Here is a 24,469-nt window from a genome sequence, read left to right as displayed (position 1 = left end):
CATGGGGGAACTTGTCTTACAACATATTAGCACTCTACAAGGAAGAGTGCTAATTCCTAGTTTTTAGTTTATCGATCCCCAATTCGAGTGTCAATACGCCCTAGGGGGCGAGCGGCGTATAGCCCGTTTGCTCCACTAAATACTGCCCTTGCGGGGAGCGAATCCATTCGATCAGCTTCTCCACGTTCGGATTGTCACTGCCCGCCGTTACCGCGTAAAACTCGGCCGCAAACGGATATTCGCCGCTGGCAATCGTCGCTCGTTCCGGCTTCACGCCGTCGATGGCCAACAGGCGGATATTCCCGTTTTTCACCATCTCGGTGGCATAAAACAAGAACGAATAGCCCAGCGCGTTTTTGTAGTTGCGGTAATCCGCGGTCCGCGAAATGATGCCACCCATCCCGGAGGCCACATTCTCCTTGGGCGGTTTGGCGAGCTCCCGTCCGTCCATCACCCGTATCAGCATCGTCTGGCTTCCGCTGTCCTCCGGGCGCTGAAACGCGCGGATCCGCTCATCGCGGCCCCCCACTTCACTCCATCGGGTAATTTCCCCCGAGTAGATCCCACGGATCTGCTCCGTCGTTAACCCGGTTACCGGATTCGACGCATTCACGAAAAAGACAAACGCCTCACGGCCGATCGGGGTGAGCTTTAATTCCTTCCCTTCCTTGCGGGCGGCGGCTATTTGCCCCTCCGACGGCGCGGCGGCGAAAATGATATCCGCCCGGCCTTCGATTAAATTCTTATAAGCCACAGGTGTCGTATTCACCATGACCTCGCTGTCGTAGAGATCATAATCCTGGCGCGGATATACGGTCTGCGCAAACGCTGCATACAGAGGATAAAGTGCCGTTGCTCCGTCAAGCCGCGGTAAATCCTCCGTTAATGTCAATTTGGACGGTTCCGGCAGCACGGCCAGCTTCCCCGTGTCCGCAAACGGCCGATACGGCCTCATATCTACCTCCTGGTCGCTGACGACCGGAATGCTGTTGTGGTAAGCTTTGCGAATCTCGTATCCCCCTGTTGTCAAGCCGCCCAAGATCACGACGGCAAGCAGCGAGAAATACAACTTGCGACGGTGCCGCTCCGGCAAGAACATAAAGAAAGCCAGAAAGACGACCAACACGGCCGCCGCAACCAGCACCAAAGGCGTATAGAACACCGCTCCGCCGGAGAATGACACGATTAAACCGGCAAAAAATCCTAAGAATAAAATCACACTAGACAACAGGACACAGAGCACAATTTTGGCCGCAAGCTCTCCGACGGATTTGTTCATCCTTCATTCATCCCCTTTGCTTCTTCCTCACAGTTATAGATCGGCAAGCTAATCGTAAACTTCGTCCCCGCTCCGGGTGCGCTTTGCACGCTCACCGTGCCGCCGAACGAAAGAATCGCCTGGTAGGAGAAAGTCACCTCGAGATTGGTAGGCTCCTGCTTATCGCCAATCGGCTTGGATATCGCTAGGTACTCGGATAACCCGCTCGTTTTGTGCATAGCTGATGAACAAATCCTTCTCGGTGACCGCTTTTCAGAACAAACAAAGTATGTATAAAACTTTAATTCCATGTATCTCTCTATAAACCCTTTTTCTCTGACAACAAAACATGGACTAGAATGCATCTTTGGCATGTCCGCCGCCTGCCGATGAGTCTGGGCTTGTGGCTGAGCAATATCTCATAGCCCTGCTCTGCCAATGGCTGTCCACCCGCATCGTCAAATGGCTCCAATGAGTGGGGAAAGATGCGGACCCCTCTTTTCCCCTTCTTTGCAGGATTATCCCCTTTGGTCAGGGGGCCCAATGAGGTAAAAAAGATGAGCATATGTTTGCGATAAATCGTCCAGACAAACGATATGTACCTATTTTTCTCACGAGAGAGGAAAGGACTTTGGAGGTAACGGTGGAATCGGTTTCCACCATTTTGCAGACGATTTTGCTAACGAGGAGGATTGCCTGGAGGTCTTGAGGAAAGGGCGGACAACCTGCGTCGGCTTTGGTCGGAGGGGTACGATCTTACCTTTTGCCTATCTTCTGATCAAACGGGATAATCCTGTAAAACGGGCCCGGACGACAGGCCTGGACCTGCCGACCGACGTACGCCCAATGCTTCTCCCTACTCTAGTTATGGGTGACAACCGCACCCGAACCGCCGTACATTTCGACTGGCTCAGCAAACTCCAGCTTCAGAACGGTAACATGCTCATGACAATCCTCAGGCGTTAAATAGATCCACGTCGTTCCCGGGATATTAAACCAGGGCACACCGCCATGAATTTCATGTTTCAGTTCTTTGCCCGAATGGAGCACGGTCACTTTTTGAATCGGATTACATAAGCCCTTGAGGCAGACGCTTTCCTTCGGGTCATCGTAAACGAACAGATATAACGTCTTCCGATCTTTCGTTAACGTGCTTCCGCCTAACCAATAGCGGGTCATGATCCCTTCGACAGTTCCATACACGGCTTCTTCATGCGCGCGTATCCAATCGCCTAACCCAAGCAAAATGACAGCTTGTCTCGGATCGATCGTTCCGTCCTCGCGGGGACCGATATTTAACAACATGTTGCCGCCCATAGAGATGCAGTCGCAGAACATACGGATAATTTGATTTAACGATTTATATTTATGATCATTGTGTTGATAGCCCCAAGACGAATTAATCGTCGTACAGAACTCCCAAGGTCCTTCGGGTCTTGTGATCGGTAGCCCTTGCTCCGGCGTTTTATAATCCCCGTGACCGGCTAGGCGTGAGTTGATGATCAGATCGGGGTTAAAAGACAGCAAAAACTCCTTAAACTCCGGCAATCCCCATTGCTCAGCACTTCGTTCCCAATCCCCGTCGAACCAGAGCAAATCAACCTTGCCATATTTCGTTAATAGTTCGCTCAGCTGATGACGATTAAACTGCAAGAACCTCTGCCACTTCGCCTCGTCCTGTTTACCGTCCAGCGGTTCCGAGAAACGGTTAACCTGGCTTAGATCCTCGGGCACAGCACCGCCTGGATACACGCTAGGATAATCAGGATGGGACCAGTCGATTAACGAATAGTACAAACCTAGTCGAATTCCCCGTTTCTTTATCGCTTCGGCATACTCTTTAACGATGTCACGTTTGGCCGGCGTTCGCTTGACCACGCTCAAATCACTGTACTGGGTATCAAACAGCGCTACGCCGTCATGATGTTTCGTCGTCAACACCGCGTACTTGGCCCCGGACTTCTCGATCAATTCCGCCCAGTGGTCGGCATCAAACCGGGAAGCTGTGAACCCGTCCAATTGTTTCATGTAATCCTCATACGAGATCACGCCGTTATGAAAGGACCAAGATTCGGAAACACCGTCAACCGCGTAAATCCCGTAATGGATAAAGATCCCCAGCTTGGCGTCTTCAAACCATGGTAACATCGCTATTCCCCCTCTATGCTTGTTCCTCCTAACGATAGGCGATTGCAGCATGAGGGGTAAATATGTTGTTTTTACGACGGATATGTCATTTTGAAGATCATCTGCTTAAAAAAGGGGGGCCCCTAAGGAACACCCCCGTTTATCTTCTGCGGTTTAGATATCAAACACGCTGCGAACCGTGAGCCGCTCTTGCAGCTCGGTTAATGCCGCCGGACGGCTCAGAGTCGATTTGGCGATGGTGACCGTCTTCTTCGATCCGCCGGACAAATCGAAATAATTGTCGCTAAAGATGGCGTCCAGCCCCGTAAAATCCAGCTCTACGAACCGAGCATACGCTTCTGCGGTCAGCGTGATCGTAAAGCGGTCTTCCGCCTCCGTGATCACGGCTTGGATGTTCGGATTGGCGAATTCGAAATGCTTCGCTTTGACGAACAGGACCGTGCCGCCGCTGACGATCTCTCCGTCTTCCTCCCAAGCATATTCGAGATAGGTGCTCCGCAGCTTCGCTTTGGTGTCCAGCTCTCCGGCAAAATCAAGCTGCTCCAGCTCCACGCTGGTAAACGGAGCGACTTCCGCCGCCCGTTCTCCCTGCCGAAGCACTTCGGAGCAGGCATTCCGCAGCGTCCAGACCAGCTTGCCCTTCGCGGTCTGCTTGCTTTCGTTAGATACGTGCAAGGCGACTCGTGTACCTTCCTCGCAGGCCGACGCCAACACGGGAGCAAAGAAGCGCTTGGCCTCATATTGCAGCGCCTTCCATCTGCCGTAGTAATCGATGCTCGACCAAGAGGCTACCGGCCAAATGTCGTTGAGCTGCCAGTACAATGCCCCCATGCAGCGGCCGCGGTTGCGACGCCAATGCTCGACTCCGCAACGCATGCCTTCGGCTTGAACCAGCTGGGAGGCATACAGCAGGGACGAGAAATCCTTGGGATAACGGTACGTTTCCCCGATGTAGTAGAGGATTTTTTCGTTCCCCGTCCCGTTTTTCTGGTGAGATTCCATTACATAAGAGAAAATATTCCGGTCCTCCGGCAGCGTAAACGTCTCCACCGTCTTCAGCGACGGGAATGACTGCAGCCCGAACTCCGACATGTAACGCGGGTAGATGGTGCGGTAGGCGGTGAAAGGCTTCTTGCCGTGCCACACATCCCAGTAATGCATGTCCCCGTAATTTTCGTCATTCGGCTTGTCGAAGCTCCCCTTCGAGGACGGCGAGGCCCGCCAGTAGAACGTATTCGGATCGATTTCCTTCGCGATCTCCGGCAGCAGCACCTCATACATCTTGATGTAGTCCGCTTGCAGTTGCAGCGAGGTTTGCTCCGCCCAATTCCACTCATCCCAGGCCATCTCCTGCTCGTTGTTCCCGCACCAAAGCCCCAGCGAAGCGTGATGGCGCAGCCGCTTCATATTGTCGATCGTCTCCTGCGTGATGTTCGCCTTGAATTCCTCGGTCAACTCATAGACGCCACACGCGTACATATGGTCCTGCCACACCACGATCCCGTATTCATCACATAAATCGTAAAAATAATCCTCCGGATAATGTCCCCCGCCCCAGACGCGGATCGTATTAAAGTTGGCTTCAGCACAGCTGCGGATCAGGTGTTCTGTCCGCTCTCGGCTGCGCCGCGGAAAGATGTTGTCCTCAGGAACATAATCCGCCCCCATGGAAAAGAACGGAATCCCGTTCACGACAAACTGGAACGATTCGCCCCATTCGTCTTCTTCCTGCAGCACCGTCAGGGTGCGCAGGCCGATGCGCAGGTCGTGCCGGTCCAGCTCCCGGCCTTGCTCGCTAAGCACAACCTCCACTTCGTATAGCGGCTGCTCGCCGAGCCCGTTGGGCCACCACAGCTCCGGATTTAGGATCACTACCGGAATATGCCGCTCTCGGAGAGTGCCATTTGCCCCAGCGGTGGATTGCTCTTTTTGCTCCGAAACTTGGGTTTCCAGCACATGGCCCGACGGACTGGTTACGCGGACCGTGATCTCCCGGTTCCCTTCCGCCCAGCTATCCGTCCGCACGCGTACATCCAAGCTGACCTTGCCGGGCTCGTGGGTTTGCGTGATGTACACATCTTCGATCCGGGAACGATCGTAACCGCGGATGGTCATGTCCCTCCAGATCCCGAGGTCTGGCAGCTGCGGCCCCCAATCCCAGCCGAACATCGAATGCGCCTTACGCAGATGGGAAATCCCCGGCACGGCGTCAGCACAGCCGATCAGCGGCCGTTCCGCCTGCTTGCGCAGCACGTATTCAACCGGCGAACGCAAAATCACGTGAATGTGATTTTCCCCGAGAATCAGCTGCGATTTGATGTCAACTTCGTACGTCCGGTGCATATTGTCTGCGTTCAGAATGAGCGTCCCATTCAAGTACACCTCAGCCAGGGTATCCAACCCCTCGCAAAGCAGCACCACCCGGTCATGGTCCAACGTGGGCTCGTCCACCTGAAAGGTCCGTTCATATTCATAATCGTATTTCGAAAGCTCCAGTACCTCGTACTCCTGATCGCGGTAATACGGGTCCGGCATTTGTCCGGCATTCAACAAATCATAATAAACCGAACCCGGCACGGTTCCCGGGAGCCATTCCGTCTGGTCCAGCCGTTTCATCCGCCAAGCTCCGCCCAAGTCGACAAGCAGCATTGTTTTGCCTCCTCATGTACTTTTTTATCCTGACCATGGTTTGATTGTACTAAAGAGGCTGGATATTTTCTTGTATTGTCTTCACCTAAGTCATGTGCTATTTTAACATCATCTTGTTGTGGAGAGGTGTCTTCCATGCTGAAATATACCGAGGAAAACTACATTGATCCGGAGGTGCCGGTCAACCCGTTTCGGGTGGAGGCCTTGTCTCAGGTTTCGCCGGAGCATACCCATGATTTCTATGAATTTTTCGTAATTGAAGCAGGGAGCTGCCGCCATGTTGTGAATGGGGAGACCCAATTGCTACAGGCGGGTTGCCTGGTCTTCATCCGGCCGGAGGATATCCATCGATACGAGCGGAACGGGGAGGAGGACTGCCGGTTTTACAATGTTCCCTGCCGGCATAGCTTGATGGACGAAGCGATGGCTTTTTTGGGGGAGGAAGAGATCGCCGAGCGGCTGCTGCAATCGCATCTGCCCCAGGTGGCCCTGCTGTCGCCAACCGAAGTTGGCGAATTCGTCGCCTTATTCGAACGCATCAAGCTGTTGTCCTCCATCGACAAACAGAAGGCCCGCCTCGTCCTCAAAAGCGGACTGATCGACCTGCTAACCCGTTACTTTTTTAACCCGAATCCGGTCAAGCAGGAGGAGATTCCATTATGGCTGGAGCATGCACTCAGCAAAATGCAGCTGAAAGAAAATCTCCACCGCGGGCTTCCCGCCTTGTATGAATTGTCCGGAAGAAGCATCGGCCACGTGAACCGCGCCTTCCGCCGATATCTGCAGCAGACGCCAACGGAATATTTGAACCAGCTGAAGCTGAGCGCAGCCCGCAACCTGCTGCTGACGACGGAGCTGCGCGTGGTGGAAATCGCCCTGGAGTGCGGGTTCGAGAACGTCAGCCATTTTTATCATCAATTCAAAAAATGGTACCACCAAGCGCCGCTGGATTTGCGCCGGAATCGCCAAGCCATCCCTGTGTCGACAGCCAGTCCTGGGGCAACGCGGCGGCCGGACTAATTCCGGCTTTGCGTCGCTACTTCTTGTCCACCTGCACCAGCGTGACTTGTTTGATGGAGAACGTTCCTTCCAGCTTTTCCTCGGGGATTACGTTCAGCTTCACGAGTCCGGCGATCTTCTGGGCGTCCGCTTTGGAAACCAAACGCCACACGCCAGGATCGGGAAGCGCTTCGTAAAGCTTACGATCATCGTACTCCTTCCGTTCCTGGCGGATGGTTCTAACCCGGTATTCCCCCACGTCCAGCTCCGAAATGCCTTGTTCCTGAAAATGTTCTAAAATTTCGCCACGTAATGCGGCCAGCTCTTGCTCCGTTTCTTTCTGCAGCTGTTTTAGTTCATGATAACGACGTACTTTCTGTTCCACTTGTCCACGCTCCTTCGGTGAGATCGAACCTTACCTCATGTATATGAAAACCGCCGCCGGCATCATGCGCACCGACGGCGGAACGTTCAAATCTTATTTGGTAAAATCTTTGAAGATGCGGTACACCACGACGGCTGCCTCAGCTCGGGTCGTTGGCGATTCGGCCTCGAAGCGGTTCCCCGCCTTGCCGTTCATGATGCCAAGGCTCGTGACTTTGGCTACCGCCTCGGCGGCCCAAGCTGGAATGCGAGCTTGATCGGCAAAGCTGTGATTCGCTCCGCCTTCCCCTGCGGATTGGCCCAGGACCTCCAGCGCCTTCGCCAAAACCACTGCGATTTCACCGCGAGTAATCGGTTGGTCCGGCGCAAAAGTACCGTTGGAATAACCGCTGATCAGCCCCTTGGATGTCGCAATCTTCACGGCCTCCTCGTACCAGCTTCCTGCAGGAACGTCAAGGAAGGAAATCTGGCTAGCTGCGTTTGGATCAGCCTTCAATTCCAGTGCCCGAACCAGCATGGATACGAATTCCGCCCGAGTGACTTGCGATGTCGGATGGAAGTTGCCGTCGATGGATCCAGCGAGAATGTCTTTCGATGCCAGAATTTCGATCGCATCCACCGCCCAAGCGAACTTCGCTGGGGTGACATCAGCAAAGGTGACGTTCTTGGCCAGATAGATGTAACGGCTAGAGCCGTACAGGTTCGCAACCACTTTACCGTCCTTCAATCGTCCGAAGAATTGAGTTAATTCTCCGTTGTCCCCCAGCTTGAACAGGCTGATCTTCCCGCCATGGATTGCTCCAGGATTCAATGCCGTCAGCGGGATTGCGGCTTCGGCTGGCTTGCTGAGCTGGATATTTTCCAGCGCTTTCCCGTCTTTCGCTAAAATGTTGATATCATAATAGATTCCAAACGGTTGAACTTCTGCTGGCAGCTTCAATCCTTCCAGCAGCTTCTTCGTTTCTTCCTCGGTTGCCGGCGTGACTTGGACATAAGCGGCATCCGGGGAAGTGATCGCGCCTTCCGGAATCGTTAACGTAAACCCATTTGGCAGCTTCACCACCGTTGGTTCGCCTGCCTTGATAGCTACGGCATCCTTAGGTATTGCTGGTTTAGTTGGCGTCGTTGTTGGTGTCGTGGTTGGCGTAGAAGTGGAACCGCCGCTGCTGGATCCGCCTCCGCCACCGTTGCCGCCGCCATTACCTCCGCCATTGCCTCCGCCGCCATTGTTAGGCGGGTCAGCTGGGGTGACTGTGACCTGGACGGACTTCGACAAACCTTGGGAAGTCACGTCGATCGTGGTAGAGCCTGCTTTCAAGGCCGTAACCAGTCCCGTACTTGAAACGGCAGCAATCAGCGGATCTCTCGATACGTATACCGCATCTGTCACAGAGGTTTCATTGCCATCCGCATCCCGATAAGTCACTGCTAACTGGTTGCTTTTTCCAACTTTCAGAGTCAGAGAAGGTGGTGTAACGATCAGCGAAGGTTCCCCTGGTTCTGGTTCTTCGCCGCCTTCAGCAGTAACAGTCACATGAACAGTTTGGGAGAGACCTTCGTGCACAACCTCAATCGTTGTCGTTCCTTCTGCTACCCCGGTTACGACGCCTTGGTCAACTGTCGCGATAGTCGAGTCAGCTACGGAATATTCTGCTGCTACTGTGACGTCGCTCTCCTCACCGTTTGCCGCTTTATACGTTACGGTGAGTTGTTCGGTATCTCCTGCTTGCAGCGTCAGATTTTCAGTGTCAACGATCAATTCCGGTTCTGTAGCGTGGTTGTAGCTAAACACATGTGCCGGATCCCAGAACCCATTCCCGGCCAAGTCATAGATGTACACTTCATATTCGTTGTCGCCAGGATATACGGGAACCTCAATTTTGAAATTCCCTTGGTTATCAATAGTGCCAAACCGATAATCTACATTGCCCTCTGGATCTGCAAACCACGCCTCGACACCAATCACAAGCTCCATATCCAGCCCGCCGAAGTTCACGAGATAATTAATCAGCATATCCTCCGTCACTTCGCCGGAGATGACTCCCGTTTGACCAGAGCTCTTCACTGTCAATGGCGGTTCACTAAGATGGGATACCGGTGCCGTCGTATCGACGAAGAATACATAAGCAGAGTCTTCCGAAGGAACGGAGTCAAACAAGGATGTTCCAGTATAAGGGATCAGCAGGTATCCGCCATCGGGAAGTAACACTTCGTCGTAATTTTCATCAAAAACACTTCCGTCCCAACCTCTCAAAGTATAGCTGCCGGGATCAATGCCTTGATCGGTTTCAAAGACCACGCCCTGCCAATTTCCGTTCAGATCATGGACTTCCAGCGAGAAGTAATCGGTATATTCATTCACCGTGAATGAGATGTCTGTAGTATCATAAAGTCCATCGTTATTCGGCGAAATCGGGTTGCTGGACAGATCTACATCCGTCACCACATCCACCTGCGGCGTATCACCAACGTAGACCGATACCGGCAGGTTAATCACATGCCCGGTTGCCGTTTCGGTCAGGATCACTTCACCTTCATACCGTTGGTTGGCGGCTTCTTCCGGCACGACAACTTCGACGTCGAAGCTGGTTTCCCCGCCAGCGCTGACCGCAACCTCTGCCGCAGACAAGGTTAGGTCAATCGATGCATTGCCATACCAATGCGAACTGACCGTGTAGGTCGAGGACTCCCCGACGATGTCCTTCACGATCACATGTTGTTTGGCAGAAAAGCCGTTGCCAACATATCCAAACGACAGGCTGCCCGTATAAAAAGTTTCCGGGAGATCCCCATCCACATAAGGCGTCGAATCCTCTGCCATCGCTACCGCTTTGGCCTCCAGAACCTGATCCAGCGCGACCCGACCGGCCCCTTGATCCATGTGGGTATAGCGGTCACCGTTCCGATCGCTGAGTTTCACGGTATTATTCATCAATAAGGACTTTACTTCATAAGGCGTCAGGTTTGGATATTTTTGCAGCACGAGGGCTGCTGCACCTGCAATGTGCGGCGCGGCCATACTGGTGCCGTTTTGAGCGGCATACCAGCCTTCATAATCCGGCACGCTGGAGCGAACGCTCATCCCTGGTGCGGAAATGTCCGGTTTGAGGTCATACCCCGGTTTGGCTGGTCCACGCGAGCTAAAGCCCGCCATAATATCTTCTTCTATCGTTGTACTGAATTCAGCAGACAGCTCCTGTTCCTTCAAAGCCTCCCGAATTCGTCCCCCATACGCTCCAGAAAGAGCGTAAACCGGGATTTGAACATCTGCGTCCCCCAACGTCCCGCTTTCCAAAGCTTCCGGCACGTTGTTGAACACAATCGCGGCGACCGCACCCGCGGCTTGGGCGTTGAGCGCTTTTTCCGCGAAGGAAATCTCACCGCGTTTGATAAAGGCGATTTTTCCGTTCAAGTCCTTACCCGCATAATCCGCTGCTTTCCCGAGTCCAACATCCACCAACGGGTAAGACTCGGTTAAATCCTCGATCCCGGCGGACTTATCAAACGTATCCATAAAGAAGCCTTCTCCGCCCATCGCCGGAATCCGCATAATCGGCGTGACGAGCGGCGGCTTGGATGCGCCAACCGTAATCGCCAGCTCCGAACTGCCCGGATCGGTCACCGTCGCAGCCCCCGGTCCGGAGTTGCCGCTGGATACCACGGCCACAACGCCGGCTTTCATCGCATTGTTGACCGCAATCGAGTCGGCGGAGCGCTGGTTATTGGTGTTGGAGCCCAGCGACAGATTGATGACATCCATGCCATCCACGACTGCACGCTCGATACCGGCGATCACATCCTCCGTCGTACCGCTGCCGTATGGACCTAACACCTTATAAGCGTAAATTTCCGCTTCTGGTGCGACCCCTTTGGTCCCTGCCAGTTCATCCGTGCCAACGCCACGACCGGCTACGATTCCCGAGACGTGGCTGCCGTGCGAAGTATAGTAAGCTCTGCCGTTTTCATCAAACTCAGGCAGCGACGGATTCTGGGCATGTGCATCCAAATAATCCTGCTTCGTTGTTTCGTAGGGCTCGGAATCATCGTTCACAAAGTCATAACCCCAATACCCATCCGGAACCGCATCCGCCAAATCGGGATGGACCTTCGCCACACCGGTATCGATGACCCCAACTTTAATCCCCTGGCCTTCGTTTCCTTCGGCCCAGAAGTCACCGCTGCCGATAAACGACACGCTGTCCAGCGGCGCAGTCGGAGTCTCTTCCTCCTCCGTGGCATAGACCGTTTCGTTAGGATAAACGGCCTTCACTCCCGGAAGCTTGAGCAGATTTTCGATCTCATTGGCCGGAAGGATCAGCGAATACCCGTTAAAAATATTTTCGTACTCGCGTTTAATTTTGGCCTTCAGTTTACCAACCGCTTGCGTCTTGAACGTTTGCTGCTGCAAATCGATCGCCTTTCTGTGGGAGCTCAGCGAATGGCTTGTTTTCATTTTGCTCTGCGTAGCCTCAAACACCTTTAACGGCGCTTCCTGCAGCTCGACGATGACCGTCGTTAACTCGCTGCCGTCCGTAAGCGGAACGAAGTTTTGCGGTTGAACCGCGGCCGCTTCGGCGTCCTGGCGTTCCAGCTGCAACTTATTGCCTGCGGGAGAGGCTTGACCCAAAACCTCCCGTTGCTCTCTGCCTTTCAGCTGAACGTCCGATACTTGCTTACGCAGCGCTTCCTGCGTCACGGCGTCCTGATTCAACCGGGGAACGCCGTCCCTCCTTGCATCGGCTCCCGCCAAAGCGTCGCCTTCGGCTCCTGCCATCGGCAGAAGCAGCGTAAATGCCAGGAGGAAGCTTAAGATTCCTGCAACGACTTTCTTGCTCAAACTCTCATCTCCCTCACCGTTCATAGTTTTCAAGGAGCCTATACAAGCTGCTGACTTTATATCTATTGGGTGAGGTTTCGATATATTCCCACTTTTATGGCACATAAACAGTAAAAGGGTAAAAAAATACGCCTACCCAATTCAGGTAAACGCATCCATATGTAGTAGATTCGGTTATTCTGCCATTGTCGCAAACAGTTGCTTCTTCAGCTCCCGATTTTTTTCAATGAACAGATCATTATGCGAGGAGACCATTCCATATGCCTCTGCCTCCGGGTTGATGTACTGTTTGGCTCGGTTCACAGCGTTCGCCGCATCCTGAAAAGCCCCGGCGATCAGATGCAGCTTGCCTTCATAAGACAAAATATCCCCCGCAGCAAAAATCCCCTCCACCGTGGTTTCACTCATGGCCGTTCCTTTTACGCCGTACTCGTTCGCCATTTCGATCTTGACTTCACTGTTTTCCAGCAGCGCCTTATCCCGTTCATACCCGTGGCTGACCACCACCTCATCCACTTCCAGCTCGACGATGGAGCCGTCCTCATGGTTTTGAATCCATACGCTGCGGATGGAATCTCCGCCCTTGGCGCCGGTCAATTTCACGATCGACGTGTTCAACAGGCAAGCCACATCGTTCTTCATCAGCTTCGTCACCTCAGCCTCGTGGCCTTTCAGCGTTTCTTTTCGGTACGTCAGATAGACCTTCTTCGCAATCGGAGCCAGCTCGTTCGCCCAATCGATCGCGGTATTCCCGCCGCCGGAGATCAGCACGGTTTTGCCTTTGAACCGGCCCAGCGATTTCACCGTATAGTGGAGATTCGTCACTTCGAATCGTTCCGCCCCTTCGATGTCGAGCTTCGTGGGCTTCAGAATCCCGCCGCCGATGGCCAGGATGATCGTTTTGGAGTAGTGTTTGGCTCCCGATGCAGTATGCAATGTAAAAATGCGATCCTCGCCCCGAGAAATCGAAGTCACCTTTTCACCTAGCACAACTTCCGGTTGGAACGTCATTCCCTGCTCGATCAATTGCTGGATCAGCTGTTCTCCAGTGACCGGCGTCAGGCCGCCGACGTCCCAAATCATTTTCTCCGGATACACATTCACTTTGCCGCCAAGAAAAGGCTGATACTCGATCAGCTTCGTCTTCATCTCGCGCAAGCCGCTATAAAAGGCCGAATACAACCCGGCAGGGCCGCCTCCGATAATCGTGACATCATATACGGTTGGTTCCATCGTCGTTACCTCTCCTTTTTTATCACGTAAACAAAGTAAATGATCTACTTGGATGGAACCATCGTATCATATCTAATTGAGAATGAAAATCATTATTATCTAAATTTTTTTGCTTTTTTCTCTTAAAAAGCGAATCCTTTCCCGCCCGCGCCTCGCTGCCGCGAATAAAATATTCGTAGCGTCCAAGGTTCCGCAGTGCTCTGTCATCCCGTTGCCAAACCCATTCCATCAGCTGCATACTTTCGCTCAGGTCTTCGGCGTACAAGTGATCTTTCCCCCACTTGACACCTTTCATTAAATTGTTTATAAATAAATTGTAGGAAATTTAATTTTACTAAATATAAATAGAGGCTAAAGGATGTGTGTCGAATGAGAGTAGACATGACGAACCTGACGAAAGAAAAACTTGCGCAAAGCCTAGGCGGCCAGCCGGGGTACTTCAAGCTGGTTGGCGAATCGGAAGGGTGCAGCGCAGCCGGCGTTTATTCGCTGCATTTGGTCAGCGAGCCGCTTCCTACTGATATCGCATTTGAATCGGGCGGCTTCACCTTTTTGGTGGATCGCCAGCAAGAAATTTTGTTTGATGACGTCTTACGCTTGTTTGCCCATGAGAATTACCCAACTTACCGTTTGAGCAGCGACTCGATGTTGTACAGCAACAACGTCGTGCTGAAAGACAAACGCGTTGCTGCTACCAGCGAAGCCCTTCGCTAAACGGTCAGGGGCTTCCCTTCCTTTCCGCTTTCGGCTGCCGGATTTATGATCCGGCGGCCTTTTTGGGCTGTTTTTCTTTAACGCGTTGCCCTGCTCTTGAATCCGCCGTTTTTCTATGTCACAATGATGGGGGCATCCAGGCGCCATCGATGGAACTGGATTCGATCTCATATTTTTACATATCCGGCCCGGGTGAATAAATCATCTATTCCTAACCATAGAGGAGGATCCGATTAATGAAGACGATCAAGCTTGGTACGAGCACGCTGGAGGTCCCTGTCATTGCCGTCGGCTGTATGCGAATTAACTCGCTGGACAAAGCCGGAGCGGAACGTTTCGTCCAAACCGCGCTGGAAGAAGGCGCTAACTTTTTTGACCACGCGGATATCTACGGCGGCGGCTCCTGTGAGGAGATTTTCGCCGATGCGATTCACATGAATCCAGAAATTCGGGAGAAAATCATCCTGCAATCGAAATGCGGCATCCGCCAAGGGTTCTTTGACTTCTCGAAAGAGCATATTTTGTCGTCGGTGGACGGCATTCTGAAGCGTCTGAAAACCGAATATCTCGATGTGCTGCTGCTGCATCGTCCCGATGCCCTGGTAGAACCCGAAGAGGTTGCGGAGGCGTTCGACCAGTTGCATACCGCGGGCAAAGTACGCCATTTCGGCGTGTCCAACCAGAACCCGATGCAAATTCAACTGCTGCAAAAATACGTCAAACAGCCGATCGTCGCCAATCAGCTGCAGCTGAGCATCACGAACACGACGATGATTTCGGCCGGCATTAACGTAAATATGGAAAACGAAGCCGCCATTAACCGTGACGGCAGCGTGCTGGACTTCTGCCGCTTGAACGATATCACGATTCAGCCGTGGTCGCCGTTCCAATACGGTTTCTTTGAAGGCGTCTTCCTCGGCAACGAGAAGTTCCCTGAGCTGAACCAGAAAATTGACGAAATCGCCGCGAAATACGGCGTCACGAATACGACCATCGCCATCGCGTGGCTGCTGCGTCACCCGGCCCAAATGCAACCGGTCATCGGGACGATGAACCTCGACCGCTTGAAGGACTGCATCAAAGCCAGCGACATCCGTTTGACCCGCGAGGAATGGTACGAAATTTACCGTGCTGCGGGGAACATTTTGCCGTAAGTTAAGTGTCCCTACGCGAAACAACCTAAGCCCCGTTTCCACAGGACTTAGGTTGTTTTTTTGTCCAAAATCTCGAAAGGAGGGGCTGGAGAAAACATGCCTACCGAAAGTACGGAAAGCACGCCGATTCGGCTGAGTCGGTTTCTCGTGTTGACCATGGCGGTCACCGCCGGCATCGCCGTGGCGAATCTCTATTACATTCAACCGCTGCTGGCGGAAATTGCCGCCTCGTTTGGCGTTACGCAATCCCAGGTCGGGTACGCTGCCACTTTGACGCAAGTTGGCTATGCCCTGGGGATGCTGATGATCCTGCCGCTGGCCGATATCCGTGAGAAAAAATCGCTGATTCTGTTCATGCTCGTCTGCTCCGCCGGCGCCCTGCTGTTTCTGGCATTTGCCTGGAACAGCATCATCCTGAGCGTCGCCTCCTTCGCCGTGGGCTTCACTTCCATCGTCCCGCAGCTGATCGTGCCGCTCGCCGCACAGCTGGCCGACCCAAAGGAGCGCGGCCGAATCATCGGCACTGTCATGAGCGGACTGTTGATCGGGATTCTCGTCTCCCGGACGTTCAGCGGGCTCGTTGGCGAATATCTCGGCTGGCCGACCGTTTATTTTATCGCCTCCGGACTCATGATCCTTCTGGCCTTCTTCTTAGCGTTCCGCCTGCCCAAGTCCCCGTCCGTGGCAATGGCCGGGTATGGGGATTTGTTCCGCTCGATGGCGTCACTCATTAAAGATCTGCCGCTGCTTCGCGAAGCGTCGCTGAACGGCGGCATGATGTTCGCCGCCTTCAGCGTGTTCTGGACGACGCTGTCGTTCCTGCTGGCCGAACCGCACTACGGCCTCGGCCCTGACGCGGCCGGTCTGTTCAGCCTGATTGGCGTCGTCGGAGCCTTGGCTGCGCCGATCGCCGGGCGGATGGCCGATCGGCGCAGTCCGCGCTTCACCATCGCCATCGGCATGGGCGCGGTGATCCTCGCCTACGCCTGCATGCTCGGCTTCGGCTACACCTTGGCGGGCCTGGTTGTCGGCGTCATTCTGCTCGACCTTGGCGTCCAGTCGACGCAGATCTCCAACCAGGCCCGCATCCACGCCATCAGCGACGAGTACCGCAACCGTATCAATACGATCTATATGGTATCGTATTTCATCGGCGGAGCTCTGGGCTCCGGGATCGGCTCGTTCAGCTATGCGCATTTCGGCTGGACCGGTGTATGCATCGCCGGCCTGTTGACGCAGCTCGTCGCCGTGTACGCGCAGGTGCGCGGGCTGCGGCGCGAGCTTCGCCTGTCATTGGCCAAACGCGGATGATTGCTCGTTCCAACGAAAGGGGAGACCGATATCCACGCTGATGGAACAGGTCTCCCCTTTTTCTTTTTCCCCGCCTACTTCTGTTGCCTTAACGCCGCAACCGCAGCCGTTGTGAAACTAGCCAGCTTGTCCGGCAAGCGATGGAGCGGGAACCAGTCGATCGCCCCGATCGCGCCCCCTTCCTCCATATTCCGCAGCTCGCCGCCAACAATCTCCGCTTCGTAAATCACCGAGACCCAATGCTCTGCTTTTTCCGGTCGGATCGTCTCTGCCGTACACAGTACCCCAATGACTGCGATGTCGAGGTTCACCTCTTCTTTGATTTCCCGCACAACGCCGTGCTCCATCGTCTCATAGATATCGATTTTGCCGCCGGGGATGCTCCAAGTGTCCTTTTCCGGCTCCCGATTACGCAGCACCATCAGAATCTCTCCCCGATCATTCCGAATGACCGCGCCCACCCCTAATCGGGGAACAGCCAGCTCTGTCGTCTTCATGCACCCTCCACCTCTCATGTCATCGTTCAAGCCATTGCCTGGGTTCTATTATAAAGCAAAATATCTGAAGCGGAAGAAAATACACCCCGTTCCTCCGAAAAAATTGAGAGAAACGGGGTGTTCTTGGTGGCTATCAACTTAGAACTTAAATTGTCCCACCATCCGATGCAAATCGTCGGCGATCTCTTTCATCTCGACGGCCGAAGCGGACACCTGCTCCATGCTGGCGAGTTGCTGTTCGGTAGAAGCCGAGATTTCCTCAGTCGATGCCGTAGATTCCTGGGCGATGGAGGAGATGTTTTCGATGGTGCCGATCACTTCGTTTTTGTCGCTGTTTACTTGCGTGATGCCTTCGATCATTTCCTGCATGCCCGCAATCATCTGACGGATCGTCTGATAAATATGACGGAACGCTTGTCCAGTCTCCCGCGACACCTCGCTCGTCCGCGTGATAACTTCAGTGCCTTGATGCATATATTCTCGGGTCTTCTCAACTGCAGCGGCGACTTCCCTCACCATTTCCTCGATCCCCTGCACCGAACCTGTCGTCTGTACCGCCAGCTTGCGGATCTGCTCCGCGACCACCGCAAAGCCCCGGCCTTGTTCGCCGGCTCTTGCGCTTTCGATCATAGCGTTCAGCGCCAATAAGTGTGTTTGCTCGGCAACCGCCTTGATCACGGTCGTCACCTGGGTGATTGACTGCGATTTGTCGCTGAGGTCGTTCACCTGCTCCTCGATGTTGACGGTAACTTCCGCGTTATCCCGGATCGCCTTCTGCAGTTGCTTCATGCTGTTCATCGTCGTTTGGTTCGCTTCCTGCGTCTCTTCAATTCTTGCCTTCATCTGGTCTGCCCGCGCGGTCAGGGCAAGAATCTCTTCGGCTAAGCTATTCAGCCGCTCAAACCCCTCCTGCGCATGCACCGCCAAATCGCTGGAACCGGTCGCCAGCGCTTCGGTCGCGGTTGAGATTTCCTTCGCCGCTTGCGAGCTCTCTCCGATCATTACCGAGAGCTGCTGCGAACCGAAGGTGACTTGGCTGGCACGTTGCTGGATGTTCTCCATCATTCCGCCCAGCTTGCTGCGCATATGGGCCAGATCCTGAGCCATTTTGCCGATTTCATCCTGGCTGTGATGGTGAAATTCTTCTGTAAAATCCCCTGCAGCATACCGCTTGATGCATTCAGACATCTTCTGGATCGGAAGTATCATCCGGCGCCCCATCCAAATGCCCAAGCCAACTGCTAGCAGCAATATGATCAGCGATATCCCGATCGTCTCAATCAGGGCATCACGAATTTGCTCATTCATGCTTTTCAGCGAGATCCCCAAATTTAATGCACCGGAGAGCTCCTGGTTATATGTAAAATCCGTTGAAATATTATAAACCTTCTCACCGCTTGGCGTTTTTAGTATTTGGCCTGTGGTCTCTTGTTTGGCCACCACGGTGGTTAAATCCATGCTCGACTTCGTGAGCGATGCAGATGCAACGGCGTCATTTTCTCCTGCGGAGCCTCCAGCAATCTGACTGTTATCCGATACGATCAGATTCCCCTGGGCATCGTAGAGCGAGACATAAATAAGATTGCCGTCGCCTTCCTCCATGATGGTTTGAAATACCTTCTGCAGTTCTTTCTTATCCAACAACTTATTGCTGATGATTTCGCGTTTAATATTGGTCACCAGAGTCGTCCCGTCACTCTTCATCTGGCTGGTCATGGATCGTTGAACCTCATAATAGGCCACCAACGTGAAAGAAACGGCGCATATCGTCATAAGCAGCACGATCATTCCCAGCATTTTGCCGGTTAGCGAATGGAACCTGAATCTCTTCAACAATTGGAAAGGATTGCCTCGCCTGGACATGATGATTCCACCTTTGTATTAAATTTTCATAGATTGATACCCTGCTGCTTGAACTGCCTCATTAGAATGAGTCTAAATAACGTTTCATCTTTATTTTTAACTATTTTCCGCAAAATTACAGTGACTATTTTAATAGTTCACATGGGATGAGAATTGTAATGCTCTTCATAGATCCGCTGCTTTTTTCCAAGAAAAAATCAACTCATCGCATATTTGCTCCGGTTTCGCAAACAATAACCAGCGAATACCACCTGAAAGGAGCAGATGGCATGGCCCAAATCAATCAACAGGAGCTGCAAAGCCTGCGGCACCTGATTGGCGCTCATGAAACAGCACATCAAAAAATGCTTGCCTACGCGCAGCAGTCCGTTGATCCGCAAGTCAAAGCTTACTTTCAAAAATCGGCTCAGGACGCACTGAATACGAAGCAGCAGCTCATGTCATTTCTGAATTAGGAGGAGCTTTACACGATGATGCAGGATAAAGATATGGTGAACGACGCGTTGTCCATGGTCAAAAGCAGCCTGACCACCTACTCCAGCGTCATTTCCGAATGCGCGAATCCCCAGCTGAGATCAACGATTCAGCAAATCCGGGACAATTGCGAGAAATCGCAATACGAGCTGTTCCAACTGGCTCAGTCCAAAGGATTCTACCAGCCGGCGATGATGGCGGACGATCAGGAAGTGCAGCAGGTAAAATCGCAGCTGGGCGGCTGAGTGAAACCCCAGCTTGAGTGAACAGCAAAAAGAGCTTCTCCACCCCCTTTCGGGTGTAAAGAAGCTCTTTTTTTAAATTCCACGGTACAAGGGGTTTGGAATCTCCCGTTTCAAAACCGGCAGCACCTCTTCGGCAAACCGGTGAAGCTGCTCCCGCTGCTCGGCCTCACTTAATCCGTCCACGCTAATCCCCAGCACGGTATGTCCGAAGGCCTCGTGGTATTTCAGGATTTTCACGATAATCTGTTCAGCGCTGCCGATTAAGGCCGGTACCCGTTCCACCATATCCTTTAGCGAGGTAAACGGCGATTGATTGTGCTTGGCGGCCTCCGTCCCGCTGAACGCCTCATAATAGGGTCTAAACCGCCGCAAGGCCTCCTCGGCCGTGTCCGCGAGATATAAACTTCCCGAACCGGCTCCCACCACCGCTTTGTGGGGATCATGGCCATAATAGACCAGTCGTTCGCGGTAATGATCGATTAAGGCTTTGTATTTTTCAAACGGGTGAAAAGAGTTCGAAGAAAAAATCGGCTCCCCGTACCGGGCGGCGAGCTCCGTCGACAGCGTGCTTGATGCGCTGCCGTGCCATACGGGGATTTCCGATTGGTGGGGTCTCGGAAAGGTCGTTACCTCTTGGAGCGGGGGCCGGTAACGGCCCGACCAGGTTACCTTCTCCTCCGTCCACAGCCGCTTCAGCAATCCGTATCGTTCGGCGAGCGACTCCCATTGCTCTTCTTCTGTGATGCCAAACAACGAGTAATGCCGGGGATCGTTGCCTTTGCCGATGATCATCGTCAGCCTCCCTCCGGACAAATGATCCAAGGTGGCATAATCCTCGGCGACCCGAACTGGGTCAAGCACGCTCAACACCGTAACGGTGGTGAGAAGGCGAATGCGGGTGGTCTGAGCAGCGATCGCGGTCAGGACCAACGGCGGTGAAGAAGAGAGAAAAGGTTCCCCGTGTCTCTCACCGATCCCATAAGCATCGAACCCCAGTTTTTCGGCGAGGATGGCCTGGTCGATCACATTTTGAAATTTTTGCTGCGCCGTCCACGCTTCCCCCGTTACCGCATTGGGAACATTCATCATCAAGCTGAACAAAGCAACTTTCATCAGGCTTTCGCCTCCTACCGGGTTAATCAAAGTTACATTGGACTACTTTCCTCAGACAGAGCGTTTTAAAGCAGGAGCACCGGCATCTTGTGGCTGTCTCTTTCTACGGATCAGCCAAACAAGAGGAATCGCTGCGGCAATTAACCCGCTCGCCAGCCAAAAGGCATCTCCAATGCTCTGCGTATACGCCTCCCTGTACAACTGTTCTCGACTCAGCCCGTTAGCGTTAAGCTCGGCATGCATCCGGGCTTCATGGATCCCCAAACGGACGTAGAACACAGACGTGAACATCCCCAGCGAGATGGAGCTAACGATCTGCCTCAGCCAGCTGAGCAGCGCCGAAGCATCTCCCGATTCCTGCTCGGACACCGCCCCCATCGCACTGCCGGTGGCTGGAGTGAGTGCAAACCCCGTACCGGCGTTACGAATGCATAACCAGATGATCACCGAAAGCAGCGTCGTCTCCGGATGAAGCCGGCTGAAATGCAGGTTGGCCGCCAGCAGCAGCAAGCTGCCCGCACCAACCAGCAGCGCGGGGCCACGGGAAGCGTATATTTTCCCTGAGAGGAAGGTCGCCAAGGTCAGGCACGCCGCAGCCGGAAGAAACAGCAGCCCGATATGGAAGGCGGACATTCCGCGGATTTCCTCGAGGAACAGCGGGATGAAATACACCCCGGAGTACAGGGCTACCGTAAGAATCAGGGTCAGACTTAAGCTTGCTGTAAAGGGTAAATTGCGAAATAACCGCAGATTCAACAGCGGCTCTGGGGTGCGTAACTCCACTCGCACAAACATTACGAAGGCTGCACCTCCGGCGATCAAGCACGCCCAGGTTAAAGGAGAAGCAAGCCCCCATTGATGCAAATTCCCGAACAGCAGCAGCATGGCCAGGCTTCCTCCGGTGGCAAGGAACAGCCCGGCGATATCTAATTTTCTCGAAGCATCGGCGCCTCCTGCGGACGGCAGCAGAACCTTCGCGGCGATCCAGGCGCCGATGCCGAGCGGCACGGTCACGAGAAAAATCAGATGCCAATCCACCTGCTGAAACCAACCGCTTAGCGAAGGTCCAATCGCTGTGGCCAGCACCGTGGAAAACGACCAGACGCTGACGGCCAGCGGTTGGCGTTCGCGCGGCAGCGTCTGGTAAATCATCATCAGGGAAACCGGCTGGATCAGTCCGCAGAACACCCCCTGCAGGATACGAAACCCGATCAGCGCCTGAACGTTCCACGAGATCGCGCACAGCAGCGAGGTCACGCTGATCCCTGCCAGCGACCACAGAAACACCCGTTTGCTCCCAAACCGAAGGCATACATATCCGCTGACCGGCGCGATCATGCCGCAGGCCAAGGAAAAGCCGGTAATCACCCACTGTACGGTATTCAGCTCGGCATGAAAGATCCCGATAAAGCCGGGAAGCGAGACGTTTAGCGACACGACGTGATATACCCCGGCAAAGGACCCTAAAAACAACGTCAGGAGAATGGGCCAGAACCGGCGTTCAGTTCCAGTCCTCATAACGGAAAATGACAGGCCGCGTAATGGCCGCCTTCGAGCGGCCGAAGCTGCGGCTCCTCTTCCCGGCAGCGCGAGACGGCAAACGGGCAGCGGGTGTGAAACCGGCAGCCTGCCGGGGGATTCGCCGGGGATGGGATTTCACCGGTGATGCCGCGGGGAAGCTGCCCTTGCCCCTGTCCCTCGCCCGGGCGGCTCCGGGGAATGGAGTCGATCAGCGCCCGGGTATACGGGTGGGCCGGCCGAAGGAACAGCGATTCGCTTGGGGCAATCTCCACCAGCTTCCCGAGATACATCACGCCAATCCGGTCGGAAATATGCCGCACGACCTGCAGCCCGTGGGCGATAAACAGATAGGTCAGCCCCAGCTTCTGCTGCAGGTCCTGCAGCAGGTTGATGATCTGAGCCTGGACGGACACGTCCAGGGCCGAGACGGCTTCATCCGCTAAGATGAACTGCGGGTTCAAGGCGATAGCCCGGGCGATGCCGATGCGTTGCCGCTGCCCGCCGGAGAACTCATGCGGATACCGTTCGTCCCAAGATGGGTCCAAACCAACGAGCTCCAACAATTCGCGAACGCGCTCCTTGATTTCCCCAGAGGGCAAATCTCCGTGAACTTTGAGCGGTTCAGCGATGCTGTCCCCGATTTTCCACCTCGGATCAAACGAGCCATAAGGATCCTGAAAAATCGTCTGCATATGGCGGCGGGCCGAACGCAAGGCTGCTCCGCTCAGTCGAGTAAGGTCCTCGCCGGCGAACAACACGCTTCCTGCCGTCGCTTTCTCCATCTGCAGCAGCACCCTCCCCAGCGTCGACTTCCCGCTGCCGGATTCGCCAACCAGGCCAAAGGTTTCCCCTTTCTTGATCGTAAACGTGACATCGTCTACGGCACGGATCAGCCGGGTCCGTTTCCCTAAGCCTCCGCCGTGAACGCGGTAATATTTGCGCAAATGCTCAGCGGCAAACAGCACCTCGCCTTCGTTTACATCAGTCGGTTCGGCCGTCGCGATGGGGCCTTCGCTCTCCGAGGAAGAGCTGCGTACGTGTATCGGGGCGGCTTCGATTTCCGGTTGCGCCGCAAGCCAGCTATCCTGCCGGACCAGCTCTTCCGAGTGCCAGCAAGCGGTTCGGCGGCCTTCTGCATCTGCCACTAAAGGCGGGGCTTCCCGAATACAGCTTTCCGTGGCGTAAGCGCAACGGGGATGAAACCGGCACCCGCTGGGCGGCTCGGCCAGGCTGGGAATCGACCCTTCGATGGAATGGAGCCGGGTCCCGCGGACGGTATCCAGCTTAGCGATGGAGCGAAGCAGTCCGCGGGTATACGGATGGCGGGGGAGTCGGAACAATTGCTCTGCCGGCGCCTCCTCCACGATTTCCCCGGCATACATCACCACAATACGGTCAGCGATATCGGCGGCAATCCCCAAATCATGCGTGATGAGCAAAATCGACATCCCGAACTCTTGCTGCAAGTCCTTAAGCAAGCTCAGAATCTGCGCTTGGATGGTCACATCCAATGCGGTTGTCGGCTCATCTGCGATCAGCAGGTCCGGGCCGCAGGACAGCGCCATCGCGATCATCGCCCGTTGCAGCATGCCGCCCGACAGTTCGCCCGGGTATTGCTTCAGCCGCAGCCTCGGCTCCGGAATGCCCACGCGTTCAAGCAGGCGAACCGCCCGCTCATCGGCCTCCCGCTTGGAGATCCGCTCATGCTGCAGGATGGTTTCCCGGATTTGCCGGCCGATTGTAAATACCGGGTCAAAGGCGGCCATCGGCTCTTGGAACACCATCGCCATCTTTTTTCCGCGAACCCGGCGAAGCTCCGCCTCAGACAGTCCCGTCAAATCGGTCCCGCCTAAGCGGAGGCTGCCGCCCGTGATCCTGCCGTTCTCATGATCGATCAAGCGCATAATGGCTTTGGAGGTGACCGTCTTGCCGCTTCCGGACTCGCCGACGAGGCAAACGGTTTCCCCTTCTCCGATCGTTAAGGTGACATCCCGAATCGCCTGGATCAGTCCGTTTCGGGTGCTGAAATCAACGGAAAGCTGCTGAATATCCAACAATGCGCTCCTCAT

19 protein-coding genes are annotated in these 24,469 nt (G+C 54.2%); 6 read left to right on the top strand and 13 right to left on the bottom strand.

Annotated elements, in window-relative coordinates; translation table 11 throughout:
- Positions 1–100: 100 nt before the first annotated feature.
- From M3G15_RS00415 to M3G15_RS00400, 4 genes are all read right to left on the bottom strand, one after another.
- The gene (locus M3G15_RS00415) at positions 101–1,279 is read right to left on the bottom strand and encodes a PstS family phosphate ABC transporter substrate-binding protein (RefSeq protein ID WP_260069750.1); all 1,179 of its coding nucleotides are present in this window, start codon (positions 1,277–1,279) and stop codon (positions 101–103) included.
- Positions 1,276–1,497, bottom strand: a complete 222-nt coding sequence (locus tag M3G15_RS00410) for an ATP-binding protein (protein WP_260069749.1) — start codon at positions 1,495–1,497, stop codon at positions 1,276–1,278. Before M3G15_RS00410 ends, M3G15_RS00415 begins: the two co-directional genes overlap by 4 nt.
- 622 nt (positions 1,498–2,119) lie before the next feature.
- Complete coding sequence (locus tag M3G15_RS00405; protein WP_009224615.1) at positions 2,120–3,406, bottom strand: alpha-L-fucosidase; 1,287 nt, start codon at positions 3,404–3,406, stop codon at positions 2,120–2,122.
- A gap of 153 nt (positions 3,407–3,559) precedes the next feature.
- Entirely contained in the window at positions 3,560–6,055 is a 2,496-nt protein-coding gene (locus M3G15_RS00400) for a beta-mannosidase (protein ID WP_260069748.1), read from the bottom strand.
- A gap of 135 nt (positions 6,056–6,190) precedes the next feature.
- Here M3G15_RS00400 and M3G15_RS00395 point away from each other — a divergent pair, with 135 nt between their 5' ends.
- The gene (locus M3G15_RS00395) at positions 6,191–7,075 is read left to right on the top strand and encodes a helix-turn-helix domain-containing protein (RefSeq protein ID WP_260069747.1); all 885 of its coding nucleotides are present in this window, start codon (positions 6,191–6,193) and stop codon (positions 7,073–7,075) included.
- A 16-nt stretch (positions 7,076–7,091) separates the two neighbouring features.
- On the opposite strand, the gene M3G15_RS00390 is transcribed toward M3G15_RS00395, so the two are convergent.
- The 4 genes from M3G15_RS00390 to M3G15_RS00375 all read right to left on the bottom strand — a co-directional run bounded on the left by M3G15_RS00390 (position 7,092) and on the right by M3G15_RS00375 (position 13,773).
- Positions 7,092–7,439, bottom strand: coding sequence for a hypothetical protein (locus M3G15_RS00390; RefSeq protein WP_009224612.1), 348 nt, complete (start codon positions 7,437–7,439; stop codon positions 7,092–7,094).
- A 93-nt stretch (positions 7,440–7,532) separates the two neighbouring features.
- Positions 7,533–12,275, bottom strand: a complete 4,743-nt coding sequence (locus M3G15_RS00385; protein WP_260069746.1) for a S8 family serine peptidase — start codon at positions 12,273–12,275, stop codon at positions 7,533–7,535.
- 174 nt (positions 12,276–12,449) lie between these two features.
- Positions 12,450–13,508 (bottom strand): NAD(P)/FAD-dependent oxidoreductase, encoded by a 1,059-nt coding sequence (locus M3G15_RS00380; protein ID WP_127576152.1) that lies wholly within the window; start codon positions 13,506–13,508, stop codon positions 12,450–12,452.
- Positions 13,509–13,530: 22 nt separating this feature from the next.
- The gene (locus M3G15_RS00375; protein WP_260069745.1) at positions 13,531–13,773 is read right to left on the bottom strand and encodes a hypothetical protein; all 243 of its coding nucleotides are present in this window, start codon (positions 13,771–13,773) and stop codon (positions 13,531–13,533) included.
- Between the two features lie 104 nt (positions 13,774–13,877).
- On the opposite strand from M3G15_RS00375, the gene M3G15_RS00370 reads away from it, so the two are divergent.
- From M3G15_RS00370 to M3G15_RS00360, 3 genes are all read left to right on the top strand, one after another.
- Positions 13,878–14,222, top strand: coding sequence for an iron-sulfur cluster biosynthesis family protein (locus tag M3G15_RS00370; RefSeq protein ID WP_036644899.1), 345 nt, complete (start codon positions 13,878–13,880; stop codon positions 14,220–14,222).
- Positions 14,223–14,458: 236 nt separating this feature from the next.
- Complete coding sequence (locus M3G15_RS00365) at positions 14,459–15,376, top strand: aldo/keto reductase (protein WP_009224607.1); 918 nt, start codon at positions 14,459–14,461, stop codon at positions 15,374–15,376.
- Between the two features lie 96 nt (positions 15,377–15,472).
- On the top strand, positions 15,473–16,687 hold the full coding sequence (locus M3G15_RS00360) for an MFS transporter (RefSeq protein ID WP_260069744.1): 1,215 nt from the start codon (positions 15,473–15,475) through the stop codon (positions 16,685–16,687).
- Between the two features lie 74 nt (positions 16,688–16,761).
- Here the strand turns inward: M3G15_RS00360 and M3G15_RS00355 are convergent, their stop codons facing one another.
- On the bottom strand, positions 16,762–17,184 hold the full coding sequence (locus M3G15_RS00355; protein WP_085170803.1) for an NUDIX domain-containing protein: 423 nt from the start codon (positions 17,182–17,184) through the stop codon (positions 16,762–16,764).
- A gap of 138 nt (positions 17,185–17,322) precedes the next feature.
- Positions 17,323–19,047 (bottom strand): methyl-accepting chemotaxis protein, encoded by a 1,725-nt coding sequence (locus tag M3G15_RS00350; protein ID WP_260069743.1) that lies wholly within the window; start codon positions 19,045–19,047, stop codon positions 17,323–17,325.
- A gap of 269 nt (positions 19,048–19,316) precedes the next feature.
- Between M3G15_RS00350 and M3G15_RS00345 the strand changes: the two genes are divergently transcribed.
- Together M3G15_RS00345 and M3G15_RS00340 are read left to right on the top strand one after the other, a co-directional pair.
- Positions 19,317–19,502 (top strand): hypothetical protein, encoded by a 186-nt coding sequence (locus tag M3G15_RS00345; protein WP_009224602.1) that lies wholly within the window; start codon positions 19,317–19,319, stop codon positions 19,500–19,502.
- Between the two features lie 15 nt (positions 19,503–19,517).
- Positions 19,518–19,766, top strand: coding sequence for a spore coat protein (locus M3G15_RS00340; protein ID WP_009224601.1), 249 nt, complete (start codon positions 19,518–19,520; stop codon positions 19,764–19,766).
- A 72-nt stretch (positions 19,767–19,838) separates the two neighbouring features.
- Here M3G15_RS00340 and M3G15_RS00335 read toward each other — a convergent pair whose 3' ends face one another.
- Genes M3G15_RS00335 through M3G15_RS00325 form a run of 3 tightly spaced genes read right to left on the bottom strand, consistent with a single transcriptional unit; the run spans position 19,839 to position 24,469 of the window.
- Positions 19,839–20,879 (bottom strand): LLM class flavin-dependent oxidoreductase, encoded by a 1,041-nt coding sequence (locus tag M3G15_RS00335; protein ID WP_260069742.1) that lies wholly within the window; start codon positions 20,877–20,879, stop codon positions 19,839–19,841.
- Positions 20,880–20,930: 51 nt separating this feature from the next.
- Entirely contained in the window at positions 20,931–22,397 is a 1,467-nt protein-coding gene (locus M3G15_RS00330) for a DHA2 family efflux MFS transporter permease subunit (RefSeq protein ID WP_009224599.1), read from the bottom strand.
- Positions 22,394–24,469, bottom strand: coding sequence for an ABC transporter ATP-binding protein (locus M3G15_RS00325; RefSeq protein WP_260069741.1), 2,076 nt, complete (start codon positions 24,467–24,469; stop codon positions 22,394–22,396). The genes M3G15_RS00330 and M3G15_RS00325 overlap by 4 nt, the downstream gene beginning before the upstream one ends.

This window comes from Paenibacillus sp. p3-SID1389, from assembly GCF_025151705.1.
Classification (GTDB): domain Bacteria; phylum Bacillota; class Bacilli; order Paenibacillales; family Paenibacillaceae; genus Fontibacillus; species Fontibacillus phoenicis.
Note: the sequence above shows the minus strand (reverse complement) of the source record. Positions and strands in the feature narration are given on the sequence as shown.